This window comes from Bradyrhizobium sp. AZCC 1577 (genome assembly GCF_036924575.1).
Classification (GTDB): domain Bacteria; phylum Pseudomonadota; class Alphaproteobacteria; order Rhizobiales; family Xanthobacteraceae; genus Bradyrhizobium.
The window spans coordinates 4,309,231-4,323,014 of sequence record NZ_JAZHRQ010000001.1; the positions used below are offsets into that span (position 1 = coordinate 4,309,231).

9 protein-coding genes and 2 pseudogenes are annotated in these 13,784 nt (G+C 64.4%); 4 read left to right on the forward strand and 7 right to left on the reverse strand.

Going from position 1 to position 13,784, the window contains the following annotated elements:
• Positions 1-84: 84 nt before the first annotated feature.
• Both V1278_RS20380 and V1278_RS20385 read right to left on the reverse strand, forming a co-directional pair.
• The gene (locus V1278_RS20380) at positions 85-1,623 is read right to left on the reverse strand and encodes an undecaprenyl-phosphate glucose phosphotransferase (RefSeq protein WP_334382018.1); all 1,539 of its coding nucleotides are present in this window, start codon (positions 1,621-1,623) and stop codon (positions 85-87) included.
• 115 nt (positions 1,624-1,738) lie between these two features.
• Positions 1,739-2,872, reverse strand: coding sequence for a glycosyltransferase family 4 protein (locus V1278_RS20385; RefSeq protein ID WP_334382019.1), 1,134 nt, complete (start codon positions 2,870-2,872; stop codon positions 1,739-1,741).
• Between the two features lie 285 nt (positions 2,873-3,157).
• Between V1278_RS20385 and V1278_RS20390 the strand changes: the two genes are divergently transcribed.
• Positions 3,158-5,452 carry a GumC family protein gene (locus V1278_RS20390; RefSeq protein WP_334382020.1) on the forward strand — a complete coding sequence of 765 codons (2,295 nt, stop codon included), beginning with the start codon at positions 3,158-3,160 and terminating at the stop codon, positions 5,450-5,452.
• A 120-nt stretch (positions 5,453-5,572) separates the two neighbouring features.
• On the opposite strand, the pseudogene V1278_RS20395 reads toward V1278_RS20390, so the two are convergent.
• Positions 5,573-6,764 (reverse strand): annotated as a pseudogene (locus V1278_RS20395) (GNAT family N-acetyltransferase).
• A 168-nt stretch (positions 6,765-6,932) separates the two neighbouring features.
• Here V1278_RS20395 and V1278_RS20400 point away from each other — a divergent pair.
• Positions 6,933-7,949 (forward strand): polysaccharide deacetylase family protein, encoded by a 1,017-nt coding sequence (locus tag V1278_RS20400; RefSeq protein WP_334382021.1) that lies wholly within the window; start codon positions 6,933-6,935, stop codon positions 7,947-7,949.
• A 1-nt stretch (position 7,950) separates the two neighbouring features.
• Here V1278_RS20400 and V1278_RS20405 read toward each other — a convergent pair whose 3' ends face one another.
• Positions 7,951-8,163, reverse strand: a complete 213-nt coding sequence (locus V1278_RS20405; protein ID WP_057844248.1) for a DUF2842 domain-containing protein — start codon at positions 8,161-8,163, stop codon at positions 7,951-7,953.
• 121 nt (positions 8,164-8,284) lie between these two features.
• On the opposite strand from V1278_RS20405, the gene V1278_RS20410 reads away from it, so the two are divergent.
• Together V1278_RS20410 and V1278_RS20415 are read left to right on the forward strand one after the other, a co-directional pair.
• Positions 8,285-9,376, forward strand: coding sequence for a COX15/CtaA family protein (locus tag V1278_RS20410; protein ID WP_334382022.1), 1,092 nt, complete (start codon positions 8,285-8,287; stop codon positions 9,374-9,376).
• A gap of 150 nt (positions 9,377-9,526) precedes the next feature.
• Positions 9,527-10,339 (forward strand): annotated as a pseudogene (locus tag V1278_RS20415) (FTR1 family iron permease); the annotation flags it as partial.
• A 10-nt stretch (positions 10,340-10,349) separates the two neighbouring features.
• Here V1278_RS20415 and nadC read toward each other — a convergent pair.
• Genes nadC through nadA form a run of 3 tightly spaced genes read right to left on the reverse strand, consistent with a single transcriptional unit; the run spans position 10,350 to position 13,752 of the window.
• Entirely contained in the window at positions 10,350-11,219 is an 870-nt protein-coding gene (gene nadC / locus V1278_RS20420) for a carboxylating nicotinate-nucleotide diphosphorylase (RefSeq protein ID WP_334382023.1), read from the reverse strand.
• Positions 11,216-12,769, reverse strand: a complete 1,554-nt coding sequence (locus V1278_RS20425) for an L-aspartate oxidase (RefSeq protein ID WP_334382024.1) — start codon at positions 12,767-12,769, stop codon at positions 11,216-11,218. The genes nadC and V1278_RS20425 overlap by 4 nt, the downstream gene beginning before the upstream one ends.
• On the reverse strand, positions 12,766-13,752 hold the full coding sequence (nadA, locus tag V1278_RS20430) for a quinolinate synthase NadA (protein WP_334382025.1): 987 nt from the start codon (positions 13,750-13,752) through the stop codon (positions 12,766-12,768). Before nadA ends, V1278_RS20425 begins: the two co-directional genes overlap by 4 nt.
• Positions 13,753-13,784 lie beyond the last annotated feature (32 nt).

The window sequence follows — 13,784 nt, forward strand, 5'->3', positions numbered from 1 at the left end:
ATCGAACCGCTGCTTCCGTCACTGCGAGCCACCCGGTCGGCGCAAAGCGCCGCCGTATGGCTCGCAATGACGGCTGGCGATCCTTCAATACGCGTTCTCGCTCTTGGTCATCAGTGCGATCGGCGTCTTGAGCAGGATGTAGAGATCGAGCAGCACCGACCAGTTCTCGATGTAATACAGGTCGAACTCGACGCGCTTCTGGATCTTCTCGTCGGTGTCGACTTCGCCGCGCCAGCCGTTGATCTGCGCCCAGCCGGTGATGCCGGGCTTGACGCGGTGGCGCGCGAAGTAGCCGTCGACGGCTTCGTCGAACAGGCGGCTTTGCAACTTGCCTTGCACGGCGTGCGGGCGGGGCCCTACCAGCGACAAATTGCTCTTGAACACGACGTTAAAGAGCTGCGGCAGTTCGTCGAGGCTGGTCTTGCGGATGAAGCGCCCGACGCGGGTGACGCGCGGGTCATTCTTGGTCACGACCTTGCCGGCGGTCGGATCGGCCTGATGGTGGTACATCGAACGGAACTTGAAGACATCGATGCGCTCATTGTTGAAGCCGAAACGCTTCTGGCGGAACAGTATCGGCCCCGGGCTATCGAGCTTCACCGCAAGCGCGACCAGCCCCATCACCGGCAGCCCCAGCACGAGGATCACGAAGCCGACGACGTGGTCGAACAGCCACTTCATCACCAGATCCCAGTCGGTGATCGGCGCCTCGAACACGTCGAGGGTAGGCACCTTGCCGAGATAGGAATAGGAGCGGGGACGGAAGCGCAGCTTGTTGGTATGGGCCGAAAGGCGGATATCGACTGGAAGCACCCACAGCTTCTTCAACATATCGAGAATGCGCGTCTCGGCCGAAATCGGCAGTGCGAACAGCACGAGGTCGATGCGGGTGCGGCGCGCAAACTCGACGATGTCGTCGACCTTGCCGAGCTTGGGACTGCCGGCGCAGGTGTCCATCGCGCGGTCGTCGTTGCGGTCGTCGAACACGCCGAGCACATGGATGTCGGAATCGTCCTGCGTCTTGAGCGCTTGGACGAGTTCCTCGCCGTTCTGGTCCGCGCCCACGATGATGGTGCGGCGATCGAGCCGGCCCTGGCGGGCCCAGCGGCGCACCAGCGAGCGTAGGAACACACGCTCCGTGACCAGCGCCGCGAGGCCGCTCACGAAAAACGCCGCAAGCCACAGCCGCGAAATCTCGCTGCCGAGCTTCACGATGAAGGATGCGCCGATGAACAGCAGGAACACGAATGCCCAGGATGAAATCATCCGCGTCATCTGGCGAAGAAGGCCACGGAATAACTGCACCTGGTAGATATCGGCCGCCTGGAAGCAGATCACGGCCGTTGCCGCCACGCCGAAAATCGCCGCGAGAAATTCCCAGGAAAAGCCTCCGAGAGGCACGACGTAACCAAAATAGAGCGCGGCGCCGATCGCGCTCAACATCGCGAAATCGATCACGCGAACCACGCCTGCGATCACGATTGGCGAATAGGCGCGGCCAACTTTCTGATTGGTGACGGCGAGCGCCGCCGGAGACAGCCTGCGGCGCCGTTCGATCTGCGGACGATCGGCGCTGGCGTTCGCCGCGGCATCGAGCATCGAGCGTGCGTTAATCGGTTCCACTGGTCCACGTCCGTTCTTGAGCGGGCACACAGCAACGTGCCCGCCGGTGCGGAATTCCCCACACCACGGACTTACGGGACAAATCGGAAGAAACAGTTACGTTGGTAATTTTCGGTTAACGATTGGCAAACGCCTCGCGGTAGCCGGCAACAACGCCCTCGACCATCGCCTTCTGCGAAAAATGCTCGAAGATTCGTTCGCGCAGCGATTTGGCCCGCTCCATCGTCGCGGCCGGATCCTTCAGCGCGGCTTCGATGGCATCGGCCATGGCGGTGGCGTTGCTCGGCGCGAACAAGGCATCGCCATGGGAGCCGAAAATTTCGGGGATGCCGCCGACATTGGCGGCGACCATCGGAATGCCGGCGGCCGCCGCCTCGATCACGACGTAGGGCATCGAGTCTCCGCGGGAGGGAACCACCAGCAGCGAGCCCTTGGAGAAGCCGTAACGCGCCTTGACGTGGCCGATAAAGCGCACGGCCTCACCGAGGCCGAGCCGCGCGACCTGGGCTTTGAGGCCTTCGCTTTCCTCTCCGTCGCCTGCGAGCGTGAGCGTCACCGGACGGCCGTTGACGCGCAGCCGCGCTACCGCATCGATCAGAAGGTCGGCGCCCTTGATGTGCCGGAACTCGCCGACATAGATCAGGTCGGTGGCGTCCTCCGCCTTGACGACGGGATCGAATTCACTGGCGGTGACGCCATTGAACACGCATCGCACCAGTCCCTTCGGCGTGCCGATGGTGCGCTGGTAGGTGTTGCGAGCAAACGCGCTTTCAAACAGGAACAGGTCGGTATCGTTCATCAGGGCGCGTTCGACACGGGCATAGATGTTGCCCTTCAGCGTCGACAGCGGATAGTGCAGCGAGCCGCCGTGCGGAGTGTAGACCCTGATCCTGTCGCGGGAAGCGGTCTTTAGGCGCATGAAGGTGCCGGCCTTGGCGCCGTGACCGTGCAGCACGTCCGGCTTCAATTGGCGGATCATGCGCTGGAACCGGGCCCACACCAGAAAGTCGGACGGCAGCGGCTCGCGGCGAATGGCGGTGCGGTGAACGCCGAGCTTGAGGCGCGGGGCGATTTCCGCCAGCGCCTGCTCGGCGCGTTCGCCGCCGGTGAGGCTATCGGCGATGATGCCGACGTGATGGCCGCGGTCGACCTGGCCGTTGGCGAGATCGAGGATATGGCGGAAGATGCCGCCGACCGGCGCGCGCGTCGCGTGCAGGATACGAAGCGGCTGACCGTCAACGACAGGCATCGAGACCGCCTTCAGATGCGACCGGAACCTGCGCGGTCGGGGTCAGGCAGCCCGCAAGCGTCAGCGCAGCAATCAGATATGGAATAGGGGCAAGCATGCCTCGCATTACAGGTATCCTGGAAAAGTATGCCGCGATTAAGGGCTTTGATGGTTAACAAAAAATGACTGCGCGCGCGAGGTGCTGCTCGGGCGCGCAGACAAGGCAAATTAACCCAGCGGCAACCATAATGAAGTGTAATCGACCCCTGTCGAGTGGACCGATAGTTGCGTCCACGGGAGTGTGCGATGCGTTTGGCGTTCTGGCGCGCAGGCAAGGACAAGCCGGTGGTGCAGCGGGCAATGGCAAGGCCTGTGGCTTCGGCGCCGAAGCCCGTCGCCGCATCTGATTCCGGCGATCTCGATCTGCATGCGCTTGGTCAGGCGTTGATGCGCAGGCGGAGCTGGATCATCGTTCCGACATTGCTGGCGCTGGTGCTGTCGCTGGCCGCGGTCAACATGATCACGCCGCGCTACAAGTCGGAAGCACGCATCCTGGTCGACGGGCGCGAGAACGTTTTCCTGCGGCCGAACGGCGAGCGCAACGAGGAGCGCAGTGCGCTCGACGCCGAGGCCGTCACCAGCCAGGTGCAGTTGGTGCAATCGCGCGATCTGGCCCGCGAGATCATCAAAAAGAACAAGCTTGCCGAGCGTCCGGAATTCGATCCGGTGCTGCAGGGGTTGTCGCCGCTGAAGTCGCTGCTGGCGCTGGTCGGCATCGGGCGCGATCCGTTTTCGTTGACGCCGGAAGAGCGCGTGCTGGAAGCCTATTATGAGCGCTTCACGGCCTATGCGGTCGACAAGTCGCGGGTCATTGTCATTGAATTCCAGTCGCGCGATCCCGAACTCGCCGCGCGTGTCGCCAACTCGATCGCGGAAGGTTACCTGGTGCTGCAGCAGGACGCGCGGCAGCAGCAAGCGAAGTCCGCCAGCCAGTGGCTCTCGGGCGAAATAGAACACTTGCGCAAGCGCGTGGCCGAAGCCGAATCGCGGGTCGAGGATTTTCGCTCCAAGTCGAGCCTGTTCGTGGGCACCAACAACACCACGCTGTCCAACCAGCAGATGGGCGAGATCAACACGCAATTGAACAACGCCCGCGCGCTGAAGTCGGACGCCGAATCCAAGGCGCGGCTGATCAAGGAGATGCTTCAGAGCGGCAAGCCGATCGAGGCTTCCGAGGTGCTCAATTCCGAACTGGTGCGCCGGCTGTCCGAGCAGCGCGTGACGCTGCGTGCGCAGCTCGCCGAGCAATCCTCGACGCTGCTCGGCGGTCATCCCCGCATCAAGGAATTGAAGGCCCAGCTTGCCGATCTCGATAGGCAGTTGCGCGAGGAGGCGGGCAAGGTGTCTCGCTCGCTGGAGAACGACGCCCGCATCGCCGGCGGCCGGGTTGAAGGCCTGACGGCGAGCCTCGATCAGTTGAAAAAACAGGCTTCTTCGACCAACGGCCAGGACGTGCAGCTCCGCGCGCTCGAGCGCGAGGCCAAGGCCCAGCGGGACCTCTTGGAATCCTATCTCGCCAAGTACCGCGAGGCCAACACCCGCGAGAATATCGAGGCGGCGCCGGCCGACGGTCGCATCATCTCCCGTGCCACCGTTTCCAACACCCCGGCCTATCCGAAGAAGCTGCCGATCATCTTGATCGCGACACTGGCTACCCTGCTGCTCACTTCGGGCGCGATCGCGACCGGTGAATTGCTACGCATGACCGCGCCGCGGACGCCCGGTGCTGCTCCGCCGGACGTTGTGCGGGAAATTGCACCCGAAATCGTGCCCGAAGTCGTGCCCGAAGTCGTCTTGGCTTCTGCGCCGGAACCGGTACGTGCGGCGGCGATCGCGCCCGAGCTTCCCGTGGCGAACCTCGCTGAAGCGGATCACGTTTCAGAGCCAACGTTGAATGAGCCGCATGCCGACGCCCCTCACATGGATGCTGCGGCAGGGGACAGCGAGATCGAGCAACTGGCTGATGATCTGGTTGGCGCAGGCCCCGCGGCGCGCAAGGTCACCGTGCTCGGCACGGCATCGAGCGAGAGCATCACACAGACCGCACTGACGCTGGCGCGGCTGATGGCGCAGCAGGCAAAGATCGTAGTCGTCGATCTCGTGGCGTCCTCGCCGACGATGACGGCGGCGTCGGTCGATCCGGTGGCGCCGGGGCTTGCCGAACTGATGCAGGGCGAGGCCTCGTTTGCGCAGATCATCACCAAGGACCGGCTGTCGCGCGTTCATCTCGTGAGCGCGGGACGCCCCAGCTTCGACCGTGCGCAGCTTCAGTCACCGCGGCTGACGCTTGCGATCGACGCGTTGCTGCGGGTCTACGATCATGTGCTGCTGGATGCCGGCACCGCGTCCGATCTGCCGGCCGAACTCCTGACGTCGCAGGCGCGCGCGGTCGTGGTGCCCGAAGCGTCGATGGCGCAGGACGCGCGCGCGCTGATGTGCGATCAGCTCAAGGCGGTCGGCTTCTTTGAGGTGACGATGCTGAGCGGACCGTGTCAGCCTTCCGATGCCGTCGAGCCGGGTCCACGCGTGGTCGCGGCGTGAGGGGGTGATGTGGCCACGTCATTGCGAGGAGCGCAGCGACGAAGCAATCCATGCCTCCGCAAGCGGCGAAATGGATTGCTTCGCTGCGCTCGCAATGACGGGTGAGAGCGTTTGCCTAGACTAGCCAAACGCGCTGCGCAGCTTTTGCGCCATCTCCAGCAGCGCCGGATTGTGCTTCACCAGCCGCTTGGTGCGGTTGAGGCCCGACATGACGCTGGCGGCAAGCTTGCCGCGCTGGCTGAGCGGGATGAAGCTGTCGAAGATCGGCTCGTCGCTCTTGCAGAACAGCCGCTTGTAATCGTCCGATCCGATTCCGAGGTCGAGCGCGCGGTAACCCTGTGCGGCATAGTGGTCGATGATGTCGCGCATCAGGATCAGGCCGGGGCTGTACTTTGAATTCGCCGACATCGTGTAGGTGTTGAACATCATCGAGAACCGATGCCCGTCGGCGACGCCGGCAAAGATCGCGATCACTTCCTCGTCGCATTCCAGCGCGTGGATGTCGATGGCGTGCCTGCCGTCGGCGAGCGGCGCGGTGCAGGCGCTGCGGACGAATTCCTCGATGCCGGGATCGGCGAACACATTCGGCAGCTTCTGCTCGGGCCATCCGCAGCGGCTTGACGCGGAAGAACCAGTCAAGCAGCCGGGTGATGTCGGCCTCTGACGACGCAATATGACTGCGATAGCCGGGCAAGGACTGGAGCTTGCGTTCCTTGCCCTTGAGGCGACGCCGGAACGAGTTGCTAACAAGCGCCGCGGGCGCGGCGCCAGGCTCCATCACCAATAGCGGGCAATCATTGGCGGACGGCTGATGCGGCAGCAAGGCAAGTGGATTGGGCAGATCGCGCCACCGAACCGGTTGCTGGTGCAGCGCGAGGACGTCGGCTTCGGACCGCTGCGATATCGCCGATATCAGGCCTTCGAGATCGGCTTGCGTTGTGCTTGCGGCGAAATCGCGATCGAACAGCGCCATGTTGAAAGTGGAATGCTTGCCGCCCATGAAACTGGCGCAGCGCGCGCCATAAGCGTGCCTGAGTGCGAGCGGAAGCAGCGCCAGCGGACGGCGTTCCGCGTCGTGGGCAATCACGATGAAGGGAACGAGGCCTTCGCGCGCGCCGACCTGCCGCTGCCAGGAGCTGAGGAAGTCGAACCGCTGATACGGCGTGAAGAAGGTTTGCCCACCTTCCAGGTTGCGCCAGACGGCTTCGGCCGCGGCGAGGTCCTGGACGATGTCGATGCCGGCGATACGGCTCGCCTTCGACCACCCATCTGCATCCGCCGTCCGGCCTTCAATCGCGGCAGCCATGGTCATCGCAGAGCCCGTGTTATATGAATTTGTTTACGATTTCGGCTTTGGCCGACCTTCGCAGGGAAATGTCAACAAAGGGTAATACGATGCGGGGCGCGGCGGGGGCAGCGCGACCGCATGGTGAGGGCGGTACGTTTGGCGTCGGATTTCGGAATTTTGCGGCGGGCCGGGATGGAGCTCGCCTATTTCAGCGGCTATTTCAGGCTGAAGCAGCGGCAGCGCGGTGGCGCCGGCGTCATTTTGCGGTTCGAGCGCGTGCGTCCGCGGGATTCCCGGCCGTTTCAGCCCAACCGGTGGCGTGAAATCACGCCGGAATTTCTCGACCGGACGATCCGTGCGCTGAAGCGCTGGAACTTCGACCTGATCACGATGGACGAGGTGTGCCGGCGGGCGGTCACGCTGCCAAGGGCCAACCGGTTTGTCTGCCTGACGTTCGACGGCGGCTGTAAGGATGTCATCACGCAGGCCTATCCGGTGTTGTCGAAGCAGGGCGCGCCCTTCACCGTCCACCTGCCCACCGCGTTTCCGGATGGGCTCGGCGAAGCCTGGTGGCTCGCTCTGGAAGAGATGATCGCGCGCGAGGATCGCATCAGCCTGGTGATCGACCGCAAGGAACGGCGTTTCGCAACGGGCAGCACGCCCGAGAAGCATGACACGTTCGAATTTCTGACGAACTGGATGCGGACGCTGGCGCCGCCGGATCTTTCGTTCGCGATCCACGACCTCTGCACGCGCTACTCCGTCGATCTCGCGGCGCTGTCGCGCGCCGCCTCGATGGATTGGGACGATCTGGCCAAGCTCGCAGCCGATCCGCTGGTGACGATCGGCAGCGCAACGGTGAACTATTCCGCACTGTCCAACCTGAAAGGGGCGGACGCGCAGCGCGAAATGACGATGGGCAAGGCGGTTGCGGAGACCGCCTTGCGCCAGCCCGTCAGGCATTTCGCCTATCCGTTCGGCGACCAGCAATCCTGGCGCCGGGAGCACGTCGTCATGGCGCAGGAGGCAGGTTTCGCCAGCGCGGTATCGACGATCCCTGGCGTCGTCGAGGCCAAAGGATATACGAACCTGCATGCATTGCCGCGGATCGCCTGGGACGGCCGGCAGGGTTCGCTGCGCACGATGCGGGTGTTGCTGTCAGGGATGATGTTTCCCGCGGTCAGGCCGGCCCGGGACAATTGGGTCTAGCCTAAGCGGCGCGATCGGGCCGCGACATCCAGCTCACGATCGGCATCGCCGGCAGCACCCATCCAAGCCCTGCCACGACATAGAAGATCGCTTGCAGCAGGCCTGAGCTGGCCAACCACGGCGTCTGGGCGATGGTCATGCCCAACAGCGACCACACCACGACCAGCACCAGCAAAGCGAGGGTTCCAAAGAATTTGCGGGTGCGTATCGTCATGTCGGATATATCAGAGGCTCGTGGCGGGTTGCGCGCGGGAAGGGGCGGACTATAAGGAGCGCGCCAATTCAATCAAGCGCGCCTTTCGGGGCGAGCCAGGATGGATTTTCAGACGGGTTTTATGACCGCTAGTTCCGCACAGCAGGCCCCGCATGCCAGCGCCGTCAGATGGTGGCTGATCGTGGTTGCCGCGCTGATTGCGGTCATGGTCTTGGTCGGCGGCGCTACGCGCCTGACGGAATCCGGATTGTCGATCGTGGAGTGGAAGCCGGTTACCGGCACGCTGCCGCCGCTCAACGAGGCGCAATGGGCGCAGGCGTTCGAGGGCTACAAGGCCATTCCACAATACCGCGAACTCAACGCCGGCATGAGCCTTGCCGAGTTCAAGACCATCTTCTGGTGGGAATGGAGCCATCGGCTGCTCGGACGCGTGATCGGCGCGGTCTACCTGCTGCCGTTCCTGTACTTTCTGTGGCGTGGCGCGTTCAGCGCTGAATTGAAGAAACGGCTGTGGCTGATCTTCGGCCTCGGCGCGCTGCAGGGGGCGGTCGGCTGGTGGATGGTCGCCTCCGGCCTGTCCCAACGGACCGAGGTATCTCAATATCGGCTGGCGACGCATCTGGTGCTGGCGCTGATCATTTTTGCGTCGATCATCTGGACGCTGCGGCGGATGCGTGCGCGTCCGCAACCTGCGGCGGCGCCACGACTGAAGATAACCGCGGTGGCCTTGCTGGGATTGACCTTCTTACAGCTCTATTTCGGCGCGCTGGTCGCGGGCCTGCGCGCTGGCCGGGTGTACAACACCTGGCCCGAGATCGATGGCGCCTTCATTCCATCAGCGGCGCGGCTGTTCTTCGAAGAGCCGTGGTGGCGCAATCTGTTCGACAACACGCTCACTGTGCAGTTCGAACACCGCATGACTGCCTACGCACTGCTGGCGCTGGCGGTCTTTCATGCGGTCGATAGCGTGAGGTCACGGGCCGGTGTTGCCGTGGTCGGCGGCGCCTGGTCTTTGGTGACGGCGATCGCGCTGCAGGCCGGGCTCGGCATTCTGACGCTACTGCATCAGGTGCCGATCGATCTCGCGCTGGCGCATCAGGCCACAGCCATCGTGGTCCTGACGCTGGCGGTTCTGCAGACCGAGCGCCTAGTTGCGCGGCGTACCGAGCACGATAGGCAGAAGCTGGCGATGCCGCTCGGACAGCCCGGCTGAAATTGAGCAATTCTAATCTGCTGTCATTGCGGGAAGTGCCCGATTTGCAGGGGTTTCTTGCTGCGCGACGGCCTTGACGCATTTGGGTGGCGTGCGACCGCTTTACTTGAATCGTTTGGACGATAAAACGAGCCAAAACAAAGGTTCAGTTTCATGTCGTCAGCTTTCATCCAGGCCGCCATCATACTGCTTCGTGAGGGGCTCGAAGCCATGCTGGTGATCGCGGCACTCGCGGGCTACCTGACCAAGGCCGGTGCCGCCCACCGCATTCAGGCGCTGTACGGCGGCGCGCTGGCCGCGGTCGGCGCCAGCTTCATCGCCGCCTGGCTGTTTGCGGTGCTGAACTCCGGCGACCACAGCGATATCCTCGAGGGCGTCATCATTCTCGCCGCCGCCGCCCTGATGCTCTATGTCAGCGGCTGGCTGATGGTGAAGCAGGACCCGCGCGGCTGGCAGGATTACCTCGCGCATAAAGCCGACCGCGCGCTGTCGCAGGACACGGTGTGGGCGGTCGGCGCACTGGCTTTCCTCGCGGTGTTCCGGGAGGGTGCCGAGACCGTGCTGTTCATCCATGCGCTGGCGAAGACCGAGGGCGGCTGGAGCGCGGGCCTGTTCGCCGGGCTTGCGGTGGCGACGGTGGGCCTCGCCGTGCTGTTCTATTTCATCAACCTGATTGCGCGGAAGCTTCCGCTGCGGCCACTGTTCATCGTCACCTCGGCGTTCCTGTTCGTGATGGCGATCAAGTTCATCGGGGAAGCGGTGCAGGAGTTCCAGGAACAGGCGATCATCACGGTCACCGAGGTGAAGGGCTCGACGTTTCTGACAGCGATCGGCCTGAATCCTTCCATGGAAGCACTGTCGATCCAGGGCCTGGTGATCCTGTTTGCGCTGGCGAGCTATTCGGTGGTTCAGCGCAACAACCGCCTGATGCGCGAGGACAAGGCAATGCGCGCGGCCGAGTGATCCGCCAAAGCTACGCCGCCTGCCGATTGAGTCCGAGATAGTCGAGGCCGATATCGAGCGCGGCGCAGCTGTGGGTCAGCCAGCCGGCGGAAATCAGATCGACGCCAGTTGCCGCGATCGCTTTGGCCGTCTCGGCCGTAATGCGGCCGGAGGCTTCGGTGATCGCCCGACCGCCGGTCATCGCCACCGCCTGCCGCAGCTCCTCGACCGCCATGTTGTCGAGCAGGACGGCATCCACGCCGATCGCAAGGGCCTGTTCGAGTTGCGCCAGGGTGTCGACCTCGACCTCGATCTTGACGAGGTGGCCGGCATGCGCCTTTGCGCGTTCGATCGCGATCCTGATATCGCCGGCCAGTGCGATATGGTTGTCCTTGATCAGAATGGCGTCGTCGAGCCCAAAGCGGTGATTGCTGCCACCGCCGGCGCGGACCGCATATTTTTCCAGCGCGCGCAGCCCGGGCGTCGTCTTGCGGGTACAGACGATGCGCGCCTTGGTGCCTTGCGCGGCCGATACCAGCGAGGCCGCTGCGGTCGCGACGCCGCTGAGGTGGCAGAGAAAATTCAGCGCTGTCCGTTCGCCGGTCAATAGTCCGCGTGCCGGCCCCTCGATCGCGGCGATCACGTCTCCCGGCGCCACCACGCTGCCGTCAGGGCGCTCCGCTTCGAGTTGGATGGCAGGATTGACGAGCTGAAATGCACAGCACGCGATGTCGAGCCCGGCCACGACGCCGGGGTGGCGCGCGCGCAGCACCAGCGAGGCGCGCTTGTCCGCCGGAACGATCGCGTCTGCGGTGATATCGCCGGCGCGGCCCAAGTCTTCCAGCAGGGCGGTTCGAACCGCCGGCTCGTACACGACAGGCAGAAGCGGGGTTAGTGTCAAGGCTGGGCACTCCCGGCAAACAGCGAACCGGTTTCAACGATGTCGCGCGCGGCGTCGAGTGCGTCCGCGAGCGAGATGGATGAGGATACGGCCGAAGGCAGGACATCGGGGAAGTCGGTGCGAAAATGCCCGCCGCGGCTTTCCTCGCGCCGCCAGGCGGCGACCGCGATCATCAATCCCACCAGCGCGGGATCGGCTGCCGCACTTCTGCCGTTGGCGAGCGGATGGAGGCTGCGGATCGCGCGCTCTATGCCGTGCCGGTCGCGGAGCACGCCAAGGCCTTGCGACAGGATCGGCCGTATGGCCGAAGGATCGGACGCGGGCGCAGGTGCGTTGGCCACGCGCGCTTTCAGCGGGCCGTGGCTCGCGCCGGTGACGCTCTCTGCAACCCATTGCGCACAGACGATGGCTTCCATCAGCGAATTGCTGGCGAGCCGGTTGGCGCCATGCAGCCCGGTGCGGCTGACCTCGCCGCAGGCCCAGAGGCCGTCCACGCTGCTGCGGCCTTCGCCATCAACGGCGATACCGCCCATGTGGTAGTGCACCGCCGGCCTCACCGGAATCGGATCGGCCGCGGGATCGACCCCGGCCATTTTGCAGAAGGCGGAGATCACGGGATAGCGTTTTGCAAATTCCGCTCCCGGATGTTTGCGCGCGTCGAGGAAAACGCGATGCCCTTCCGCGCGACGGCGCCAGACCGCGCGCGCGACGATGTCACGCGGCGCGAGTTCGGCACCTGGCTGATCCGCCATGAAGCGCTGCCCGGTATCGTCGATCAGGACGGCGCCATCGCCGCGCACGGCCTCGGTCACCAGCGGCATCGGGCGCGACGGCCCGTCGAAGGCGGTTGGGTGAAACTGGATGAACTCGAGATCGGCGAGCAGCGCGCCTGCGCGCGCCGCCAGCGCCAGTCCCTGGCCGTAGCAGCCGGCAGGATTAGTGCTGTCGACGAACAGTCCACCGATACCGCCCGTCGCGATCACGACACGACCGGTATCGATCACCAGCGGCCCCTGCGCGTTCACCGCGAGCACGCCCCTGATGGCGTTATCCTCGACGATCAGGCTGCGCGCTTCGACGCCCTCCAGCAGCGTGACCGACGGACACCGGCGTACCGCTGCAATCAGCGCACGCATGATTTCGCGACCCGTGCCGTCGCCGGTGGCGTGCACGATCCGGTTGCGGCCGTGGGCGGCTTCGAGGCCAAGCCGCCACCCACCGTCGGGCCACCGGTCGAAGGCAACCCCAAGGCTGGCGAGATGTTCGACTGCGGCAGGCGCGGCCCGAACGACCCGGCTCGCAATGGCCTCGTCGCACAGGCCCGCGCCAGCGGCCAGCGTATCGGCCAGGTGCAGGGCAGGGTCGTCATCCTCGCCCATCGCTGCGGCCAATCCGCCTTGCGCCCACAGGCTCGAGGCTTCCGCGCCGAGCGGTGCCTTCGACAGCAATACGACCGGCTCGGGCGCCAATTGAAGCGCCGTCATCAGTCCGGCGGCGCCGCCGCCGATGATGACGGGACGGTGGTTGAGCGCCGAAATCCCCGTGCTCATAGCGCCAGCATCCTTTCGACGGCGCGACGGGCGGGCGCAGCGATCGCGGGATCGATCGTCACCTCATGCCGGCCGGTTTCCAGCGCATGGCGGATGTTCTTCAGTGTGATCCGCTTCATGTGCGGACAGAGATTGCAGGGCCGGATGAACTCCACTTCGGGATGGAGCACCGCGACGTTGTCGCTCATCGAGCATTCCGTCAGCAGCACGACGCGGGGCGGCCGCTGCTTGCCGACGTAATCCGACATCGCGGCCGTGGAGCCGGAGAAATCAGCTTCCGCCACCACTTCGGGCGGGCACTCCGGATGCGCCAGGATGGTCACATCAGGATGATTTTCGCGCAGTTGCCGGACGTCGGACGCCGTGAACAGCTCGTGCACCTCGCAATGGCCTTTCCATGCGATGATCTTCACGTCCGTCTGCGCGGCGATGTTCTGGGCAAGGTACTCATCCGGTAGCATGATCACGCGCTCCACGCCCAGCGACTCCACGACCTTGAGCGCATTGCCGGAGGTGCAGCAGATGTCGGATTCCGCCTTCACCGCGACCGAAGTGTTAACATAGGTGACGACGGGAACGCCGGGATAGCGCTGGCGCATCAGCCGGACATCCTGCGCGGTGATGGAATCTGCCAGCGAACAGCCCGCCGCAAGGTCGGGGATCAGCACGGTCTTTTCCGGATTCAACAGCTTGGCCGTCTCGGCCATGAAGTGCACGCCGGCCAGCACGATAACGTCGGCATTGACCTTGGTGGCTTCGCGCGCCAGCAGCAGGCTGTCGCCGACGATGTCGGCGACACCGTGGAAGATTTCAGGTGTCTGATAGTTATGCGCCAGGACGACGGCGTTGCGCTCGCGCTTGAGCGCCAGAATGGCGTCGACATCGTCGGCAAAGACGGCCCATTCAGGCGGCGGGATGACCCGTTTGACCCGATCGTAAAGCGGCGCGGTGCGGGCGAGCGCTGAGGAGCTGAGGTTGGCCATTTATACTCTCCGTGAGTATATCTTGGCTTATA

Excerpts from the sequence above, each read along its gene's own strand:
- V1278_RS20385 (WP_334382019.1), bottom strand. The coding sequence starts at position 2,872 with ATGCCTGTCGTTGACGGTCAGCCGCTTCGTATCCTGCACGCGACGCGC.
- V1278_RS20390 (WP_334382020.1), top strand. The coding sequence starts at position 3,158 with ATGCGTTTGGCGTTCTGGCGCGCAGGCAAGGACAAGCCGGTGGTGCAG.
- V1278_RS20400 (WP_334382021.1), top strand. The coding sequence starts at position 6,933 with ATGGAGCTCGCCTATTTCAGCGGCTATTTCAGGCTGAAGCAGCGGCAG.
- V1278_RS20405 (WP_057844248.1), bottom strand. The coding sequence starts at position 8,163 with ATGACGATACGCACCCGCAAATTCTTTGGAACCCTCGCTTTGCTGGTG.
- V1278_RS20410 (WP_334382022.1), top strand. The coding sequence starts at position 8,285 with ATGACCGCTAGTTCCGCACAGCAGGCCCCGCATGCCAGCGCCGTCAGA.
- V1278_RS20425 (WP_334382024.1), bottom strand. The coding sequence starts at position 12,769 with ATGAGCACGGGGATTTCGGCGCTCAACCACCGTCCCGTCATCATCGGC.
- nadA (WP_334382025.1), bottom strand. The coding sequence starts at position 13,752 with ATGGCCAACCTCAGCTCCTCAGCGCTCGCCCGCACCGCGCCGCTTTAC.